19 protein-coding genes and 1 pseudogene are annotated in these 18919 nt (G+C 64.1%); 17 read left to right on the top strand and 3 right to left on the bottom strand.

Annotation, left to right across the window (positions count from 1 at the left end; genetic code table 11):
- Together NCS67_RS30620 and prpB are read right to left on the bottom strand one after the other, a co-directional pair.
- Window positions 1–164: pseudogene (locus tag NCS67_RS30620) on the bottom strand (2-methylcitrate synthase); the annotation flags it as partial.
- A gap of 23 nt (window positions 165–187) precedes the next feature.
- Window positions 188–1084 (bottom strand): methylisocitrate lyase, encoded by an 897-nt coding sequence (prpB, locus tag NCS67_RS30625; RefSeq protein WP_008345869.1) that lies wholly within the window; start codon window positions 1082–1084, stop codon window positions 188–190.
- Window positions 1085–1268: 184 nt separating this feature from the next.
- Between prpB and prpR the strand changes: the two genes are divergently transcribed.
- The 17 genes from prpR to NCS67_RS30710 all read left to right on the top strand — a co-directional run bounded on the left by prpR (window position 1269) and on the right by NCS67_RS30710 (window position 18542).
- Window positions 1269–3209 (top strand): propionate catabolism operon regulatory protein PrpR, encoded by a 1941-nt coding sequence (gene prpR, locus NCS67_RS30630; protein WP_250437807.1) that lies wholly within the window; start codon window positions 1269–1271, stop codon window positions 3207–3209.
- A gap of 76 nt (window positions 3210–3285) precedes the next feature.
- Complete coding sequence (locus tag NCS67_RS30635; RefSeq protein ID WP_167561871.1) at window positions 3286–3426, top strand: hypothetical protein; 141 nt, start codon at window positions 3286–3288, stop codon at window positions 3424–3426.
- Window positions 3427–3716: 290 nt separating this feature from the next.
- On the top strand, window positions 3717–4010 hold the full coding sequence (locus NCS67_RS30640; RefSeq protein ID WP_250437808.1) for a GYD domain-containing protein: 294 nt from the start codon (window positions 3717–3719) through the stop codon (window positions 4008–4010).
- Between the two features lie 134 nt (window positions 4011–4144).
- Window positions 4145–4456 (top strand): hypothetical protein, encoded by a 312-nt coding sequence (locus tag NCS67_RS30645; RefSeq protein ID WP_250437809.1) that lies wholly within the window; start codon window positions 4145–4147, stop codon window positions 4454–4456.
- Between the two features lie 284 nt (window positions 4457–4740).
- The gene (locus tag NCS67_RS30650; RefSeq protein ID WP_250437810.1) at window positions 4741–5784 is read left to right on the top strand and encodes an NAD(P)-dependent alcohol dehydrogenase; all 1044 of its coding nucleotides are present in this window, start codon (window positions 4741–4743) and stop codon (window positions 5782–5784) included.
- Window positions 5785–5843: 59 nt separating this feature from the next.
- Window positions 5844–6161, top strand: a complete 318-nt coding sequence (locus tag NCS67_RS30655; protein WP_250437811.1) for a hypothetical protein — start codon at window positions 5844–5846, stop codon at window positions 6159–6161.
- A complete protein-coding gene (locus NCS67_RS30660) occupies window positions 6158–7258 on the top strand; it encodes a WD40 repeat domain-containing protein (protein ID WP_250437812.1) in 1101 nt (366 codons plus the stop codon). Before NCS67_RS30655 ends, NCS67_RS30660 begins: the two co-directional genes overlap by 4 nt.
- A gap of 19 nt (window positions 7259–7277) precedes the next feature.
- Window positions 7278–7469: a hypothetical protein gene (locus NCS67_RS30665; protein WP_008345859.1), complete on the top strand. Its 192-nt coding sequence runs from the start codon at window positions 7278–7280 to the stop codon at window positions 7467–7469.
- Between the two features lie 173 nt (window positions 7470–7642).
- Entirely contained in the window at window positions 7643–9313 is a 1671-nt protein-coding gene (locus tag NCS67_RS30670) for an aromatic/alkene/methane monooxygenase hydroxylase/oxygenase subunit alpha (RefSeq protein WP_008345857.1), read from the top strand.
- A gap of 20 nt (window positions 9314–9333) precedes the next feature.
- Window positions 9334–10380, top strand: coding sequence for an NADH:ubiquinone reductase (Na(+)-transporting) subunit F (locus tag NCS67_RS30675; RefSeq protein WP_250437813.1), 1047 nt, complete (start codon window positions 9334–9336; stop codon window positions 10378–10380).
- A gap of 44 nt (window positions 10381–10424) precedes the next feature.
- On the top strand, window positions 10425–11510 hold the full coding sequence (locus NCS67_RS30680) for an aromatic/alkene monooxygenase hydroxylase subunit beta (protein ID WP_008345854.1): 1086 nt from the start codon (window positions 10425–10427) through the stop codon (window positions 11508–11510).
- 24 nt (window positions 11511–11534) lie between these two features.
- Complete coding sequence (locus tag NCS67_RS30685; RefSeq protein ID WP_250437814.1) at window positions 11535–11888, top strand: MmoB/DmpM family protein; 354 nt, start codon at window positions 11535–11537, stop codon at window positions 11886–11888.
- A gap of 49 nt (window positions 11889–11937) precedes the next feature.
- Window positions 11938–12963 carry an amidohydrolase family protein gene (locus NCS67_RS30690; protein ID WP_008345850.1) on the top strand — a complete coding sequence of 342 codons (1026 nt, stop codon included), beginning with the start codon at window positions 11938–11940 and terminating at the stop codon, window positions 12961–12963.
- Window positions 12960–13733 carry a metal-sulfur cluster assembly factor gene (locus tag NCS67_RS30695; protein WP_250437815.1) on the top strand — a complete coding sequence of 258 codons (774 nt, stop codon included), beginning with the start codon at window positions 12960–12962 and terminating at the stop codon, window positions 13731–13733. The genes NCS67_RS30690 and NCS67_RS30695 overlap by 4 nt, the downstream gene beginning before the upstream one ends.
- Before the next feature lie 28 nt (window positions 13734–13761).
- A complete protein-coding gene (locus tag NCS67_RS30700) occupies window positions 13762–15399 on the top strand; it encodes a molecular chaperone GroEL (RefSeq protein WP_250437816.1) in 1638 nt (545 codons plus the stop codon).
- 207 nt (window positions 15400–15606) lie between these two features.
- A complete protein-coding gene (locus NCS67_RS30705) occupies window positions 15607–17655 on the top strand; it encodes a sigma-54-dependent Fis family transcriptional regulator (protein ID WP_175982205.1) in 2049 nt (682 codons plus the stop codon).
- Between the two features lie 194 nt (window positions 17656–17849).
- On the top strand, window positions 17850–18542 hold the full coding sequence (locus tag NCS67_RS30710) for a lysozyme inhibitor LprI family protein (protein ID WP_250437817.1): 693 nt from the start codon (window positions 17850–17852) through the stop codon (window positions 18540–18542).
- Between the two features lie 54 nt (window positions 18543–18596).
- Here NCS67_RS30710 and NCS67_RS30715 read toward each other — a convergent pair whose 3' ends face one another.
- A complete protein-coding gene (locus NCS67_RS30715) occupies window positions 18597–18842 on the bottom strand; it encodes a hypothetical protein (RefSeq protein ID WP_144403548.1) in 246 nt (81 codons plus the stop codon).
- Window positions 18843–18919: the final 77 nt, after the last annotated feature.

The raw sequence follows: 18919 nt of genomic DNA on the forward strand, positions 1-18919 counted from the left end.
GTCGTCGCGACATCGAGAATGTCGTAGCCGCGATAGTGCAAGTCGTTGCCCGTCTTGCCGACGGTGCACAGCGCGGTATTGCCCGCCGTCACGCCCGACAGCGCGACGGATTTCTTCGGCTTGAATGCGCCCGCGCTTGCGGTGCTGTTGTCTGCTTCGCTCATGAATTTGTCTCCTGAAACAAGGGTTATTTCTTCGCTGCGAACAATTGGTCGAGCTTGTCTTCGTAGGCGTGATAGCCGAGGTATTTGTACAGGTCGGCGCGCGTCTGCATCGTTTCGACGGCGGCCTTTTGCGTGCCGTCGCGCTTCACTGTCTCGTAGAAGTTCAAGGCCGCTGCGTTCATCGCGCGATACGCGCCGCAACAATACAACGCGATGTCGACGTTCGCATCCTTCAGTTCATCGACGGTGAAGAGCGGCGTCGAGCCGAACTCGGTCAGATTCGCGAGGATCGGCACGCGCACCGCAGCCTTGAAGCGGCGATAGTCATCGAGCGATTTCATCGCTTCGGGGAAGATCATGTCCGCGCCCGCTTCGACATACGCGACGGCGCGCTCGATCGCCGCGTCGATGCCTTCGGCGGCGGCCGCATCGGTGCGCGCCATGATGACGAACGAATCGTCGGTGCGCGCATCGACGGCGGCTTTCACGCGATCGACCATTTCGCCGGTCGGCACGACTTCCTTGCCCGGACGATGCCCGCAGCGCTTCTGTCCGACCTGATCTTCGATATGCACGGCCGCCACGCCCGCCTTGATGAACGAGCGGATCGTGCGCGCGATGTTGAATGCGCCGCCCCAGCCGGTGTCGATATCGACCATCAGCGGCAGCGACGAGGCGTCGGTGATGCGGCGCGCGTCGATCAGCACGTCTTCCATCGTGCTGATGCCGAGGTCGGGCATGCCGAGCGAATTCGCGGCCACGCCGCCGCCCGACAGATAGAGCGCCTTGAACCCGACGGCTTCGGCCATCTTCGCGGCGTAAGCGGTGATCGCGCCGACGACCTGCAGCGGCGATTCCTCGCGGACGGCCTGGCGGAACCGCGCGCCGGCGGTCTGTGCGGACTGGATTTCGGAACTCACGTTTGTCTCCTGAAAAAGTGCTGCATATAAAAGCAACTACCTTGCCAGCTTGCGATATTTTTCTAACTCGTTGATTTTTAGGAGTTTAGACGTTTCGGCTCACAGCGCTTGATTTCAGGCCTGAAATTTCTTGTTTCGAAACTGAAATCCGTATTGCATACTGGATTTTTTTGGGCAGACGATCATGCAAACCGAACCCGCGTCGCGCCCGCGCATCTGGGCGGTCGGCATCAGCCGGCTAAGGGATTTGTTCATCGATCTCGTCGACACCTACGCCGATCGCGCCGAACTCGATGTCGTGGCGCTCGGCTTCGAGGATGCCGCGAACAGCATCGAATCGGCGCGCGACGGCCGGCCGGATGTCGTCGTGGCGGGCGGCTCGAACGGTGCTTATCTGAAGAGCCGCGTGTCGGTGCCGGTCGTCGTCATCAGTCCGACCGGCTTCGACGTGATGCATGCGCTCACGAAGGCGCGGCGCGAGGGCGCGAGCGTCGCGCTCGTCACGCACGGCGACACGCCCGCGGAAATTCGCCGCTTCCTCGCCGTGTATGGCATCGACGTGATTTGCGCGTCCTATCGCTCGGCGCAGGACGCCGAAAACCTCGTGCTCGATCTGCGCGATCGCGGCGTCGATGTGGTCGTCGGCCCCGGCCTCGTCGCGGATCTGGCGGCGGACGCGGGCATGAGTGCGGTGTTTCTGTATTCGCGCACGTCGGTCGTCGCCGCGTTCGAGACGGCGCTCGAAGTCGCGCAGGCGATGCGCCGCGAAGTCGCGCGGCGCAATCGGCTCGACAACCTGTTGCAGCATCTTCGCGATGGCGTCGTCGCCGTCGATGCCCTTGGCCGCATCGAAGCGATCAATCGGCGGCTCGCCGCCGCGCTCGGCATCGCGGATGCGTCGCGCGCCGTCGGACAGGCGTTGCTCGATGTCGCGCCCGAACTCGACGGCGTGCTGCCTTCCGCCGACGGCGACGTGTTCGGCGCGGTGCGCGGCGTGAGCTACGCGATCCATCGCGGACCGCTCGCAAGCGATGGCGCGTCGGGCGGCACGATCTTCACCTTCCAGGAATCGCGCGCGGTCGAGCGGCTCGACCGGACGCTGCGCTCGCGGCAGGGCGCGCAGGAATTCGTCGCGCGTTATCGGCTGGAGGATGTCGTCGGCGAATCGGAGTCGATCGAGCGCGTGCGTTCGCTCGTGCGCCGCTACGCGAAATCCGACGCCACCGTGCTGATTCTCGGCGAAAGCGGCACGGGCAAGGAGATGGTCGCGCAGAGCATGCATCGCCTGAGCCGCCGCAAGGACTTTCCGTTCGTCGCGATGAACTGCGGCGCGTTTCCCGAAGCCCTGCTCGAAAGCGAGCTTTTCGGTTACGAGGAGGGCGCGTTCACCGGCGCGCGCAAGGGCGGCAAGGCGGGGCTGATCGAGGCGGCGCATCGCGGCACCTTGTTTCTCGATGAAATCGGCGAGATGCCGCCGTCGCTGCAAAGCCGGCTGCTGCGCGTGCTGCAGGAGCGCGAAGTGATACGGCTCGGATCGACGGAGCCGACGCGCGTCGATATTCGCGTGATCGCGGCGACGCATCGCACGCTCGCGCAAGGCGTCGCCGATGGTTCGTTTCGCGCCGATCTTTTTTATCGCATCAATATTCTGAGCATCGCGTTGCCGCCGTTACGCGCACGTTCCAGCGACGTCCTGCTGCTGGCGACCGCGCTGCTGACACAGGCCGCGCGGCGCGACAAGGCGCTTGCGTCGCGCGTGCCCGATCGCGAAGCGGCGGCGCGCGTGCTCGCGCCGCTGGAAGATGCGCTGTGCCGATATCCGTGGCCGGGCAATGTTCGCGAGTTGCAGAACATCGTCGAGCGTATCGCGGTGGAGTTATCGGATCGGGATGCGCCCCTTGCACTCGCGCTCGACGAACTGGAAGCGATCGCGCCCGAGCTGTTCGAGGACAAGTCCGACGCAAACGCGGACCGCTCGCTGCGCGATCTCAGCCGATCGGTGGAAGCCGATCAGGTCCGCGCATCGCTGGCTGCGTTCGGCGGCGATCGCGATGCCGTCTGCAAGGCGCTCGGCATCAGCAAGACGACGTTGTGGCGAAGGCTCAACGCGAAGCCGAAAAGCTGACGAGCCGCGTAAATGTGTCCGTAAGCTCGCGCTGCTAGCATCTCCTCTCTTTCCCAATCCAGAACCTAACGAACTCATGAAAAAGGCTGTCATTGCTGTGTTTGCCGCTGGCGCGGCATTTTTTTCCGTCGCTCCGGCTTTCGCCGCTTCGCACAATCACCATCAGGTTTGCCACAAGGTCAAAGTGCATCATCACTGGGAACGCCACTGCAAGTAAGCGCGTTTCGCAGCCGAAGGCGATGAGCCCCGTTCGCATCTTCCGACGGGGCTTTTTTTCGTCTCGCGACGCCGCGATCGCGCCGTGAAAGCGCGCTGTTAACAGTCGCCGTCGCCTATACTTTTTTCGCAGTCAATCGATATCCATACTGCGGCTTTCCCGAACGGAAGCGCTGTTGCTCATGCGCGATTGCCGCCTTGTCCTGCTTCCTCTCTGCCTCTTTATACACGCAAAGAAAACGCGGCGCGTCAATACGTGCGGCCGCTTCACTTTCATTCGATGAGGACACCATGGCTACCTACATCATGCTGCTGAATTGGACCGATCAGGGCGTGCGTACCGCGAAGGACACGGTCGATCGCGCGCGCGCATTTCGCGAAGCGAGCAAGGCGATGGGCGCGACCATCGGCGCACTGCACTGGACGCTTGGCGCATACGATCTCGTTACATCGTTCGATGCACCCGACGATGAAACCGCGACGCGCCTCGACCTCGCGCTCGGCGCACTCGGCAACGTCCGATCGACGACGATGCGCGCGTTCGGCGAAAGCGAGATGGAACGCATCGTCGGGGGATTGAAGTGAATCGGATAACTTAATAACGCATCGACCTCTGCATTTGGTGTGCCCGGGCGCGGCACGGTCATTGCGCAACTCATGATCGAGCAGACGGAAACGCCTGCGTCCTGATTTCCAGTCCGATCAAGGAGGGACGGATCATGAACAAGGCAATTGGCACACTCATCGCGGCTGTAGCCGCGGCGGCACTGTCGAGCGGCGTTTATGCGCAGACGGCGGGAGGATCGAGCGGCTCGACGGGCAGCACCGCCAGCCCGGCGAATCAGGTGAACGGCGCGACGGGCGGATATGGCACGCCGGGCACCACCCATTCCGGCAGCGGCATGGCCGCCAAGCCCAATAGCGGCTTGCCGAGCAGCACGAACAGCACGACGAAGTCCGACGCGCCCGCGCCGAAGAGCAACAACACGCTGGCAACGCCGAGCGTCGTATCGCCGGCAGCCGGCCAATAACGCCGTATGAAAGACGGCGACCCATGCATCGGGTCGCCGGGCGTTGTGCGCTGCAATGCGTAGCAGGCGGATGTCGCAAGTTGCGACATCCGCATGGACAGGACTTCGGCAGGGTGTCCGATTTTGCGACAAACCCTGCCGATGCCGTCATCACAGAACGCGAAGGCCATCCACGCAGGCTCACGCGATGCCCCCGCTCGCATCGCGATTGGCGTGGTCCTTGCTCTTATCCCGGCGCATCGCTTCAGGCGAAGCATCGACGATAACGAACAAGGAGACATCACGTGAAGGCTGCCGTGCTGCATGAGTACGACGAAACGTTGTCCCGCGACGAATTCGTCCGCTATCAAGACGTCCCCACTCCCGAAATCTCGCGGCCCGACGATGTGATCGTCCGGATCGGCGGCGCGGGTGTGTGCCGGACCGATCTGCATATCGTCGAAGGCATCTGGCGCAGCAAGGTCGATATCGCGCTGCCCTACATCATGGGCCACGAGAACGCCGGCTGGGTCGAGGCGGTCGGGCGGGGCGTCGAAAGCGTCAAGGTGGGCGATCCGGTCATCTGCCATCCGCTCGTCACGAGCGGCCACTGTCTCGCGTGCCGGCGCGGCGACGACATGCACGCGACCGAAAGCCGTTTTCCCGGCATCAACGCGAACGGCGGCTATGCCGAATATCTCGCGACCGGCGAACGTTCGCTGATCCGCCTGCCGTCCACGCTCGCGCCGAAGGACGTCGCGCCGTACACCGACGCGGGCCTCACTGCCTATCGCGCCGCGAAGAAGGCATCGCGTCATCTTTTGCCGGGGCAGTTCGCCGTCGTGATCGGCGCGGGCGGTCTGGGTCACATCGGCATTCAGGTGCTGAACGCGCTGTGCGCGGCGGAGATCGTCGTCGTCGACCGATCGGAGACCGCCCTCGCGCTCGCGAAGGAATGCGGTGCGCATCATACGGTTCAGGGCGGCGACGACGCCGTCGAGCGCGTGCTCGAACTCACGCAAGGCAACGGCGCGGAAGCCGTGATCGATTTCGTCGGCGAAGGCAACGCGATCGCGCAAGGTCTCGCGATGACGCGCAACGCGGGCTTCTATTACATCGTCGGCTACGGCGGAAAGATCGACATTCCGACGATCGACATGATTACGAGCGAAAAGACCATCGTCGGCAATCTGGTCGGCACGTATCCGGAACTCGTCGAGCTGATGGCGCTGGCCGATCGCGGACTCGTCCATCTCGCGACGCGCGAGTATCGACTGAGCGAGGCGAATCAGGCGCTGCGCGACCTGCATCACGGCAAGGTGAAGGGACGCGCGGTCCTCATTCCGTAACGACCGGCCGGCCTCGCGACAGACGAGGCCCGCAAGCCAGGCTTTCAGCGGAGAACGCCATGACTGCGCAGGGCCAACCCACGCCCATATCGGAGCGCGTGCGGCTCGTGATCGAGCTCACGTGGATCAATTCGGAGCATCTGCGAAGCAAGAGCCGTTTCGCGGGCGTCGAAATCGAACTCGAAAGCGCGCTGGCCGCGAGCCGGCCCGAAGCACGCACGTCGCTGCAATTGTTGCGCATCGAAATGCTGCGCGATCAGCTTTGGGAAGCGGACCGGGCGCTGAACGCGCTGGAGGAAGAGCGCGCGCGTCTGGAGGCGGCGCTCGCGAACGCGGAGGCGGCGACGCGCACCGCGCATGGCCGCGATCCGCGATGAACGTAAGCGCGCCCACGCCGCTCGTCGAGCTGCTCGGCGCGTGCTGGACGGCGCACGCGAGCGTGACGGCGGCGGCGTGGAATGTAGGCGGGACTCACGCGGGCTTCACGCTCGGCGATGGAACGCTCGTGCTCGCGTCGGGCGAATGGGAAGGCGGTCCGCAACTCAAGGCGCACGAGACGCGCGGCGTCGAGTTGATCAAGGCCACCGCGCCGCCGCCGCCGCTCGCGCGCTTTGCGATACACGATGGCGCGAGCCTCGGGCTCGCCGCCGATGCCGATGGCGGCTTTCTGAGCGCGGGCGATGACGGCAGGCTCGTGCAGATGGACATCGATGGCAGTGTGCGCCAGCTCATAGCGCAGCACGGCCGACGAATCGATCACGTCGCCGTTTCGCGCTCGGGCGTGCGCGCGTATGCGAGCGGCGCGCTGGTGCGGCTCATCGGCGCGATGGAAAGCGAGTTGACGCTGCCCGCTTCATCGACCGCGCTGATGTTCGCGCCAACGGCGCAGCGACTCGCTATCGCTCACGCGGGCGGCGTCACGCTGTGGGATACGCGCGCCGCGACGTCGCGGCTCTTTGCGTGCGCCGGATCGCCGCGCGCGATCGCGTGGAGTCCCGATGGCCGGTATCTCGTCGCGGGCACGGAAGGCAACGCGCTGCACGGCTGGCGTCTTCCCGATGGCGACGATATCGAACTCGGCGGCTATGCGCTGCAGCCCGGCTCGCTGTCGTTCTCGGCGGACGGCCGCGTGCTCGTCACGAGCGGCGGACCGCGCGCGGTGTGCTGGCGCTTCGATCCGCCCGATGCGGATGATCGTCCGCGCGAATGCGGCGTCGCGGGCAGCGCGCCGGTGAGTGTCGTCGCGTGTCATCCGTCGTTGTCGCTGATCGCGGTCGGTTATCGAAGCGGCGCGGTGCTGTTGTGCCAGCCCGGCGGCGCGGACGTGCTGTTCGTCCGGGCCAACGGCGGCGCGGCGATATCCGCGCTTGCGTGGGCGCCCGACGGCGGGCGTCTCGCCTATGGCACCGAAGCCGGCGAGATCGCGCTCGTGTATTTGCCGCACGCGTTATTCCGCATTTCAGGTTCGCATTAGACGCTCGAGGGAGACGGAGATGACGACCGATGCATCCACGAAGGAAGCGTTTTTCGAGCGGCTCGGCGCGCTGTCCGACGACATGATCGCCGCGCATGGCCGCGACTTCGCGATGGGCGCGCTGATACTCGCCGCGCGTTTCATCGCACAAGGTCAGCCGGTCGCGGATGCGGCGAATGCAAGCGCGAGCAAGATCATCGTCGACCATTGAGTGATGTCGCAATTCGGGACACCGTAAGAAATTCGATCGTCGCGTTCCACGACACAAGCGCATCGAAAACCCATGAAACACGGCGTATTCGCGGATGGCACGCTTGTCGCTCTTCGTGCTGCCGTGCCGATGCAAACGGCGCAATCGCCCTGTAACCGGACAAGGAGAGCTCGATGTCAGAAGCATTAACGCTCAACAAGATCACATCCCAGCGAGGCATCAGTATCGGCGAGGCGGCAAAACGCGTCGCCGATCTCGGCTGGACACCCAGTTACGTTCAGGAAGCGATGACCTTCCCGACGGACTACAAGATCAGCAAGGCGCCGCGCGATCCGATGAAGCAGGTGCTGCGCTCGTATTTCCCGATGCAGGAGGAAAAGGACAACCGCGTCTACGGCGCGCTCGATGCCGCGCTGCGCGGCGACATGTTCCGCAATGTCGAACCGCGCTGGGTCGAATGGATGAAGCTGTTCCTCGCGATCATTCCGTTCCCGGAAATCTCGGCCGCGCGCTCGATGGCGATGCTGGGCCGTCTCGCGCCCGGCGAAGAACTGCGCACGGGCTTCACGATGCAGATGGTCGACGAGTTCCGCCACTCGACGATCCAGATGAATCTGAAGAAGTGGTACATGGAGAACTACATCGATCCGGCGGGTTTCGACATCACCGAAGCCGCGTTCGGCAAGTGCTATGCGACGACCATCGGACGTCAGTTCGCTGAAGGCTTCCTCACCGGCGACGCCGTGACGGCCGCCAACGTGTTCCTGCAAGTGGTCGCGGAAACGGCGTTCACGAATACGCTGTTCGTCGCGATGCCGTCGGAAGCCGCGCGCAACGGCGACTACGCGCTGCCGACGGTGTTCCTTTCCGTGCAATCGGATGAGAGCCGTCACATCGGCAACGGCCATTCGCTGATGATGTCGGTCATCAACGACCCCGACAATCATCTGCTGCTCGAACGCGATCTGCGTTACGCGTTCTGGCAGAACCACGCGATCGTCGATGCGGCTATCGGCACGTTCATCGAATACGGCACGACGGACCGCGACAAGAAGAAAGAGTCGTATGCGGAGCTGTGGCATCGGTGGATCTACGAAGACTATTACCGCACCTACATGCTGCCGCTCGAAAAGTACGGCATCAAGATTCATCACGACGATGTCGCCGCCGCGTGGGATCGCCTCGTCAAGAAGAACTACGTGCACAAGGTCGCGCAGTTCTTCTCGGTCGGCTGGCCGGTGAACTTCTGGCGCATCGAGGCGCAGACCGAGAAAGACTTCGAGTGGTTCGAGCACAAGTATCCCGGCTGGTATGCGGAGTTCGGCGAGTACTGGAAGTGGTACGCGAAGAAGAGCGTGCCCGGCCAGACCAACATGCTGTTCGATCAGGAGAACGGCTACGTGTATCCGCATCGCTGCTGGAGCTGCCTCGTGCCGTGCCTGATTCGCGAGGACTTCTGCGTCGATGAAGTCGACGGCAAGCTCTACACGTATTGCTCCGAGCTATGCCGATGGACGCACAAGGTCGCGTTCGCGTCGGAATACGAAGGCCGCCCGACGCCCGCGATGGGCCGTTTCAGCGGGCGCCGCGAATGGGAAGAGGTCTATCACGGCTGGGACCTCGCGGATTGCATCAAGGATCTCGGCTTCGTGCGCAGCGACGGCAAGACGCTCGTGCCTCAACCGCATCTGCGTTTCGACAACCGCGACATGTGGACGCTCGATGATGTGCGCGGCCACACGATCCAAAGCCCGATCGTGCTGATACGAGAGATGACGCCGGAGCAGCGCGAGAAGCACATCGCGGAGTATCGCGCGGGCTTCACGATCAATCCGTGCAATTGACCGATGCGAGGGAGGCGCGTATGAGCGGCGATGAGTCTGTGACGCACACGGTCCGCTTCGAGCCGGTCGGTGTCGAGATGTCGGTCGAGGAAGGCGAAACCGTGCTGGAAGCGGCGTTCCGTCAAGGCATCGCCGTCATGCACGGATGCAAGGAAGGGCAGTGCAGCAGTTGCAAGTCGTTGCTGGTCGAAGGCGACGTCGAGATGAAGAAGTATTCGACCTTCGCACTGCCCGACTACGAGAAGGAATCGGGTCACGTCTTGCTTTGCAGGACGCTGGCCTACAGCGATCTCACCGTCGAACTGCTCAACTACGACGAAGACCTGATGCGCCGCTCCATACCCGTCGCCGAATACGACGCGACCGTCACGAGCATCGCCGCGCTCACGCACGACATCAGGCTGCTCGAAGTGGAACTGAGCCGTCCGTTGCGTTACTGGGCGGGGCAGTACGTCGATCTGACGCTGCCATCGGCGGGCATCACGCGCTCTTTCTCGATGGCCAATCCGCCCGATGGCGAACGGCGCCTCTCCTTCATCATCAGGAAGTACCCGAACGGCGCGTTCTCGTCGCGGCTCGACGAAGGTCTCAAGCCCGGCGACCGGATGATCGCGAAAGGTCCGTACGGCACCTGCTTTCGACGCGAGGATCAGCCCGGCCCGATGGTTCTCGTCGGCGGCGGATCGGGGATGTCGCCGCTGTGGTCGATCTTGCAGGACCACGTCGCGAGCGGCGAAGAGCGGCCCGTGCGCTTCTTCTACGGCGCGCGCACGCGCCGCGATCTGTTCTATCTCGACGAGTTCGCGGACTTCGCTGACAAGCTGCCGGACTTCCGCTTCATACCGGCGCTCTCGAACGCCGAACCCGCCGACGAGTGGACGGGCGAGACGGGCTTCATCCACGAAGTCGTGAGCCGCACGTTGCGCGACGAAGCGCTCGCGGGCGATATCGATGCCTACACGTGCGGTCCCACGGCGATGATCGACGCCGTGATCCCGGTGCTGCAAATGGCCGGCGTAGAACCGGAACGGCTGTATTTCGACAAGTTCACGCAGGCGGTCCGATGACGGCCCGTCGCCCTGATATTCGCTGATCGGAAAGGAGACATGACATGAGTACGTCGACGGAGCAGTCATCGCCGCTTAAGTCGGGCGCTGCGGGCGCGGCGCAGTTCGTGGGCTGGGACAGCCGCAAGTACAACTATTTCGAACCGAAAGGACGCAAGGCAAGCCATTACGAAGACATGACCGTCGACGTGCAGCCAGACCCGAAGCGCTATCTCATTCAGGACTGGATACTGCAATTCGCCGACGGCACGCCGACCTATTCCGAAACGTGGACCGCCGCGCAATGCTCGGACTGGCACACGTTCCGCGCGGTCGATGAAGAATGGGAGCGCACGCACTATCAGCGCCAGTCGACCATCGTCGGAATGATTACGAACGCGATCGGCAATGCGCGGCGCTCGGGCGCGGTCAAGCGCTTCGACAAAGCCTGGGTGAAGGTGCTCGAACATCATCTCGGCGCGTACAAGCACGCGGAATTCGGGCTCGGCACGGCGACCATGCACGCGCAGCGCTACGGCTACACGCAGATGATCAATAGCGCGATCCTGACCAATGCATCGTACAAACTGCGCTTCGCTCAGGACTTGACGTTGTATCTCGGCGAGATCGCGCTCGATCTGCCGGGCTTCGATCTCGATGCGGGCAAGGAGCACTGGCTCAACGATCCGATGTGGCAGGGCACGCGCCGCGCGATCGAAACCATCGGCGGCGCGACCGATTACCTCGAAAAGTATTTCGCGGTGAACGTCGTGTTCGAGCCGCTCGTCGGCGATCTCTTTCGCAGCGGCTTCATCATGCAAGTGGCTGCCGCGCAGAACGACTTCGTGACGCCGACCGTGGTATCCGCCGCCGAAGGCGACTACGAGCGCAATCTCGCCAACGCGGTCGAGCTGTTCCACATGCTCGCCAACGATCCCGCGCATGGCGATGCGAACCGCGCGCTCTTCGGCGCGTGGCTCGACAAGCATGGCGCGCTCGCCGCCGATGCCGCGAAGCATCTTCAGCCGATCTGGTCCATTCCGCACGCGAAAGCCGCGCAATACACCGACGCCCTGAGCAGTTCGGTCGAGCGCGCGCAACTGATCGCGAAGGAAGTCGGCATTCCGTTTTCGCTCTCCATTCAAGCCTGAATCCACCGCGAACAGGAGCCGCTCATGTCAGTGCATACCGACAACATCTTCAAGCCGATCAAGGATCTTCGCTTCGATCAGACCATCTCGCATCAATGCGGCGTCACGATGAACGACAGCGTCGAGGCGCGCGCGATTGCCGAACTGATGGCGACGAAGCCGGGCATCACCGTGACGTATCTGCCCGCGATGATCCGCATCGACGGGCAGGGAAAGATCGAGTTCAAGATGGACGAAATCAGCGACGTGCTGGGCCGCGAGATGACGCCACATCTGTTCGAGATATCGACATCGACGCATTACGGACGGATGGTGATGATCGACGACGATACCGTCGTGCTGTTCGGCAACATGGAAGACGCAATGGCCTACGAATGAAAACGTTCGCGGGTGCGCCCGCGAGCGACAACCCCACGGAGACAGCAACATGTTCAGAACCCAGGACGGCGAGGACATTTTCATCATCGACGGGCACGTTCATCTTTGGGACGGCAGCAAGGCGAACGTGAAGAACGTGCATGGCCAGCAGTTCATCGACTGCTTCTATGCGTATCACAAGAACCTGAGCCCGAAGGAATACCTGTGGCCGAAGGAAAAGTTCGACCAGTACGGCGAAGCGGTCATGTATGAAGACCTTTTCGTCACCGGTTACGACGACATGGCGATCTGCCAGCCGACCTATCTGACCGACTTCTACAAGAACGGCTTCAATACCACCGAAGCGAACTATGTGGTGAAGAAGAAGTATCCGCATCGGTTCATCGTGAACGGCGCGTTCGATCCGCGTGACGGCGAAGCGGGGCTCGAACGTCTCGAGGAGCTGGCGCAGTTGTACAAGATTCAGGGCGTGAAGCTCTACACGGCCGAATGGCGCGGCGACAGCAAGGGCTACAAGCTCTCCGATCCGGGCGCGTACCGGTTTCTCGAACGCTGCGAGAAGCTCGGCATCAGGAACATTCACGTTCATAAAGGACCGACGATCCTGCCGCTCAATCGCGATGCGTTCGATGTCGCCGATATCGACGACGTGGCGACGAGCTTCCAGAACCTGAACTTCATCGTCGAGCATTGCGGCTTGCCGCGTCTCGATGACTTCTGCTGGATCGCCACGCAGGAGACGAACGTGTATGGCGGCCTCGCGGTCGTGCTGCCGTTCATCCACACGCGGCCGGAATACTTCGCGCATGTGATTTCGGAGCTGCTGTTCTGGATCGGCGAGGACCGCATTCTCTACGGCAGCGATTACGCGATCTGGTCGCCGAAGTGGCTCATCGACAAGTTCATGGCGTTCGAGTTGCCCGAATCGGTCGCGAAGGAAACGGGCGCGAAGCTGTCGCTGGAGGCGAAGAAGAAAATCCTCGGGCTGAATGCGGCGCGTCTGTACGGCATCGATATCGAGGCGCAGAAGAAGCTGCTCGAACAGACGCCGCAAAGCGCGGTCGCGCACGCATGAGCGCCGCGAGCGCGGTGAGCGAACCGGCGGCGCAAGTGTGGGAGCGGCTCGCATCCGTCATCGATCCGGAACTCGACGAGTCGGTGACGGAGCTCGGCTTCGTCACGTCCGTCGATGTCGATGCCGATGGCGGCGTGAGCGTCGCCTTCCGGCTTCCGACGTACTGGTGCGCCGCCAATTTCGCGTATCTCATGGCGGCGGACATGCGCGCGGCGATCGCGAATCTGCCGTGGGTGACGGGCATCGGCATGACGCTCGACGAGCACATGTACGCCAACGAGATCAATCGCGGCATGGCGCAGAACCTGTCGTTCCGGCAGGCATTCGGCGATGCCGCGAACGACGATCTCGACGCGGTGCGGCAGACATTTCTCGTCAAGGCGTTTCAGCGCAGGCAGGCGGCGTTGCTCGCGCATCTGCTGGCGAGCGGGCGCGAAGCGGAGGCGCTCGTGCGGCTCACCATCGGCGAGCTTGCATCGCTTGCCGACGAGCCGGAACGCGCGCATCTGATCTCGCGTTACATGGAACGGCGTCACGTATGCGGCGGCGCGATGGACGAAGCGCAGCCCGCGTTCATCGACATGCACGGCGCGCCGCTCGATCCCGCGACGCTCGGCGCGTATCTGCGCGAGTTGCGGCGCGTGGGCGTCAACGCCGAGTTCAACAGCGCGCTATGCCGCGGTCTTCTTGCGGCGCGTTACGACGATGTCGTAGAGAAGCCGGTTCGCTTCTATCCGCGAACGCGCGATGCATCGACGATACGGACATAAATCGAAAGACAGGAGACAGGAGCACACGATGCCGAACATCATGTTGCATGACGAAGAAGCGCGCGCGGCGCTCGGCCGGGGCGTGGGCAAGCTCGCGCGGGCGGTGCGCGGAACGCTCGGGCCGAAGGGCATGAACGCGATCATCGACCGGCCGATCGGCTCGCCGATCATCTCGCGCGACGGCGTGAGCATCGCGAGCGAGATCGAGCTGGAAGATCCGTTCGAGAACATCGGCGCGCAGGTCGTGCGGGAAGTGTCGAAGCAGACGAACGACGTCGCCGGCGACGGCACGACGACCGCCACCGTGCTCGCCGATGCGCTCGTGCAGCAGGGCCTCGAATGTCTCGCGGACGGCGCGAATCCGGTCGAACTCGTGCTGGGCCTCGAAGCCGCGGTGTACGAAACGATCGACGCGCTCAAGCGTTCCGCGACGCCGCTTTCCGGACCGGAAGAAGTGCGCGCGGTCGCCGTGGTGGCCGCCAACGACGAATTCACCGGCGGTCTCGTCGCCGAGGCGCTGGAGCGCGTGGGCGCTGACGGCATCGTCGATGTCGAATACGGCTCGACCGTCGAGACGCGGCTCGAAGTGGTGGAAGGCATGGCGTTCGACCGCGGCTATCTTTCGCATCACATGGTGACGGACATCGAGCGCATGCAGGTCGTGCTCGACAATCCGCTCATTCTCATGACGGATCAGCGCCTGCAAAGCCAGGACGACGTCGCCGCGATTCTCGCGCTCGCGAACGAGCACAAGCGCGCGCTCTTCATCATCGCGGAGGAAGTCGCGCCCGCGTGCGTCGTCACGCTGCTCGCCAATCGCGACAACGGAGGCTTCGGCGTCGCGGCGATTCATCCGCCCGAATACGGCCACTGGCGGCGCGCGATGCTCGAAGACATCGCGATCGTCACCGGCGGGCGCGTCATCGCGCGCGATCTCGGCGGCCGGCTCGACGCCATCGACATGCGCGACTTCGGCAGCGCGCGCCAGGTGCGCGTGTCGTCGAATCAGACGATCATCACGGCGGGCGCGGGCGATCCCGCCGCCGTATCGGCGCGACGCCAGCAGGTCGCGCGGCAATATGACATGGCGCCGGAGAACGTCGAGCGCGACAAGTTCGAAGTGCGCCTCGCGAAGCTCTCGGGCGGCACCGCGATGATCCTCGCGGGCGGAGCGACGCCCGTCGAGCAGAAGCGCCGGCTTCATCTGATCGAGGATTCCATCAACGCGGCGCGCGCGGCGATTGCCGAAGGCGTGGTGCCGGGCGGCGGCACGGCGCTGCTGCGGGCATCGGCGCAACTCGACGGATTGATCGCGCGAAGCCACGGCGCCGCGCAACTCGGCGCGATGCTGCTCAAGCGCGCGCTCGCGAAGCCGTTGTTCACGATCGCGTCGAATTGCGGACTGGACGGCGCGTCGATCGTCGCGCAGGTGGCGAAGGCGGATCGCGCGACCGGACTCGACGCGCGCACCGGCGAGATCGCCGATCTGGCCGCGCGCGGGATCATCGATCCCGTGAAGGTGAGTTACAGCGCCGTGCGCAACGCGGCCTCCGTCGCCGCGCTGATCCTGACGACGCAGACGCTCATCGCGAAGAAGCCCGACATCACCGATCCGACGGCGGGCCCGGCGCTCGGCGCGGGCGCGGAGCTGCTCGGCCGCAAGTAGCGCGCGCTGCTGCGCTGCGACACAGCGCGCGCCGCCAACGGGGGCGTTTTCCCCGAGAGGACGAGAGACGCACGAGGTCTATACTCAGCGGACTGTGCTGCGCAATCGCCGGGCCAAGCCGGCGAATCCCGATGCAGCAGCCCCCGCGAGTCGCGCCGACGCCCGCCGCAAGAGCGGGCCGCGCTCCACCTCGCACGGAGGAGACACATGACGAGGCGCCTCATCGGTATGCCGGCTGGCGGCGGTCGCGCGAGCGACCCCTTCGTCGCCGGGTGGACGCGGCCCGACGCAAGCGCCGCCGATCACTCCGACACCGACACCATGCTCGCCTGGGAGCGTTTTCTCGCAGGCGAGATCAGCACGGCCGCGCCGACCGAACTGATCGCATCATGGAAACGAAGTCTGCAATCGGGCGTGAATCCGACCTCGGGCGCAGCGCCGTTCGCCGTGCATGGCGATGCGATCAACACGCTGCGCTGGCGGCATCGCGAACTGCTCGCGGCGTCCGACCGGCTTTTCACGGCCACCGCCGATCTCTTCGCGGATTCGTATTCGATCCTTCTCTTGACCAACGCCGACGGCGTGATTCTCAAGGCGGCCGGCGATCTGCGCACGCTCGACGCCGGCGAAAAGATCCATCTGATGACGGGCGGCGACTGGCGCGAGGCATCGGCCGGGACCAACGGAATCGGCACGGCGCTCGCCACGCGTCAGCCGACTTACGTGCACGGCTCCGAGCACTTCTGCGAAGGCATCAAGGCATGGAGCTGCGCCGCCGCGCCGATCTGCGAACCGGGGACCGGCGCGGTGCTCGGCGTGCTGGACATATCGGGGCCGCCATCGACGTATCAGATCAACAATCTGACGCTCGCCGTCACCGCCGCGCGCCAGATCGAAATGGTGCTCGCGGAGCAGGTGGCGCGCGAGCACATGCGTCTGCTGGCGTTCTGCTTGCAGCGGCTTTCCTCGACGGATGCCGCCGGGCTCATCGCCATCGACCGGCACGGACGGCTCGTGCACACGACGGCGCGCATCGCGTTGCCGGTCAATCCGGGCGAGCGCTTTCCGGGCATGGGCGAGCATTTCCCCGTCGAGGACTGGGCCAATCATCTGCCGCAAGGACTGCGGCCCGAGTGGTTCAATCCGGTCGTCGCGGACGGCGAAGCGATCGGCGCGATGCTGATCGTGCCGCAGCCTTCCGGCCTCTCGAATGCGTCGCGTCTTGCGGGCGGCGCGCGCCGCGTCGGGCCGCAAGTGCAGCCGCGCGGCGAAGCCGACCCGCAACGCAACCGCTTTGAGCAGATCATCTGCCAGAGCGCGGCGATGCAGCGCGCGATCGAACGCGGACGGCAGCTTGCGCGACGGCGCGTGCCGGTGCTGATCGAAGGCGAAACGGGCGTCGGCAAGGAGCTGTTCGCGCGCGCGATCCACGGCGAGGAATCCGACGAAGGACCGTTCGTCGCCTACAACTGCGGGGCGGCGTCGAAGGAACTGATCGGCGCGGAACTCTTCGGCCACGTGCGCGGCGCTTATACGGGCGCGACGGCGGAAGGACGTCCCGGACGATTCGAACTCGCGCATGGCGGAACGCTGTGCCTCGACGAGATCGGCGAATTGCCGCTGGAACTGCAGCCGGTGCTGTTGCGCGTGCTCGAAGAAGGGGTGATCTATCGGCTCGGCGATACGCAGGCGCGTCGCGTGGATGTGCGCCTGCTCGCCATGACGAATCGCAATTTGCGCGAGGAAGTCGAGTGCGGGCGATTCAGGGCGGACCTTTACTATCGCGTCGGCGTCACGCGGATTCGCATTCCGGGCCTGCGCGAGCGCGATGGCGACGTCGATCTGCTGATCGATCACTTCAACCGCTCGCTCGCGCTGCGTCACGGCGTGCCGGCGCGGCAGTTTCCCGACATCGTGATGGAAGTGCTGCGCGCCTATTCGTGGCCGGGCAACGTGCGCGAGTTGCGCAACGTGGTCGAGAACCTGTTGCTGACATCGAATGACGAGCGCGTCGCGCTGGTCGAGCTGCCGCCGGAAGTGCTCGATGAATCGCCGACCGTGCGTGACACGGTCATGTCGAACGCGACGCCCGGCGCGGGCAGCCTCGAGGAAACCGAGCGCTTCGCGATCGCGCGTGCGTTGCGGCATGCGCAGGGCAACATGGCGCAGGCGGCGCGCGCCCTAGGCGTGTCGCGCAGCACGCTGTATCGCAAGATGGAGCAGTATCGGCTTGCGGTCGACGAAAAGCGTTCGTAGCGCAAGCCGTTCTCGGATATCGCCAGCGCGCCGCGCCCTTACCGCAGCGAATAAAAAGTAACACCCGGTAAGGTTTGACGCGAAGTGTGCATTCATCGGGCATTCGATCTGTCGAGGCATGCCATATCGTTCGATACGGCGACTCAATCCGCCGACGCCCAATGAACGAACACATCTCCGAGAACGAACCAAACATGAATACAAGAAAGAAGCTGCACAGCCCATCCATCGACTTGCGGCGCTGCGCGCGTCTCGTTGCGTGCGTGATGTTGACGTCGCTCGGCGCGATGACTGCATCGCATGCCGCGAGCTTTCGCTGTCCGCATGACGCGTCCGCGTCGGAGCGGCTCGTCTGTGCGGACCCGGAACTTTCATCGCTCGACGATAAGCTGGCCGCCGTTTTCCGCGAGGCGCACGACGCGACGACCGACGCGACCGCGCTCGATGCGGATCGCGTGGCGCAATGGCAATGGCGTCAGCGCAACTGCAAGGACAAGGCGTGCGTGACCGACTGGTACACGCGGCGCATCTCCGAGCTGCAAGCGGACGTCGCGCACGGAAAGAAGCAGACTGCCGAGTACATCAAGTACGGCATCGCCGAACAGCGGCTTGCGCCGTCGGCGGAAGCGGCCGTGCTTCGGATGAAAGGGCTGGGCGGCGGGAAGGATGAACAGGCCGGCGCTGAATCGAAGACATCGGCCGATGTCGAAAAGAAGAGGGCCGTCGTCGGACAGGTGAACGTCGAACGGCTTCGCGCGGCGTCATCCGCACACTACGAGACCGCTGCTGCCGCTCCGTTGATGAACGCGAACATCACGCACAATCCCGCGCTATCGACGCCATGCAAGAGCGACTGCGCGCAGCGGCAAGTGCGTATCGCTTTCTAGTTTCGGCTTGATCGGGTGAAGGGCGACGTGGAGGAACGCGTCGCCCCGAGCGCGTCAGCAGGCCAGCGCGCAGTAGATTCCGCCGAGCGTGCCCGCCGCGCCCAGACCCATTCCCAAAGCGATGTTTCCTACGGTGGTGGCGCATCCGCCGAGCATGAAGGCGAGCAGCAACGCGATGAGGGAAGTAATGAGTTTGCGCATGATGTAGCGATTCGGTTTGCGGTAGGCGGGAGAGACGTCTTCGACGTGCGGCATACGAGGCACGAGGCCGGAGCCGATCGTAGCAACGGCCAGTCGCATCCATTGCGCGGAAAAGACGTGGAAGCAGCGCGGCTCTTACCAACTATTTCGTGTTCCGCATTGACCGATGACCGCAC

It is taken from the genome of Caballeronia sp. ATUFL_F2_KS9A (assembly GCF_023630765.1).
Classification (GTDB): Bacteria; Pseudomonadota; Gammaproteobacteria; order Burkholderiales; family Burkholderiaceae; genus Caballeronia; species Caballeronia zhejiangensis.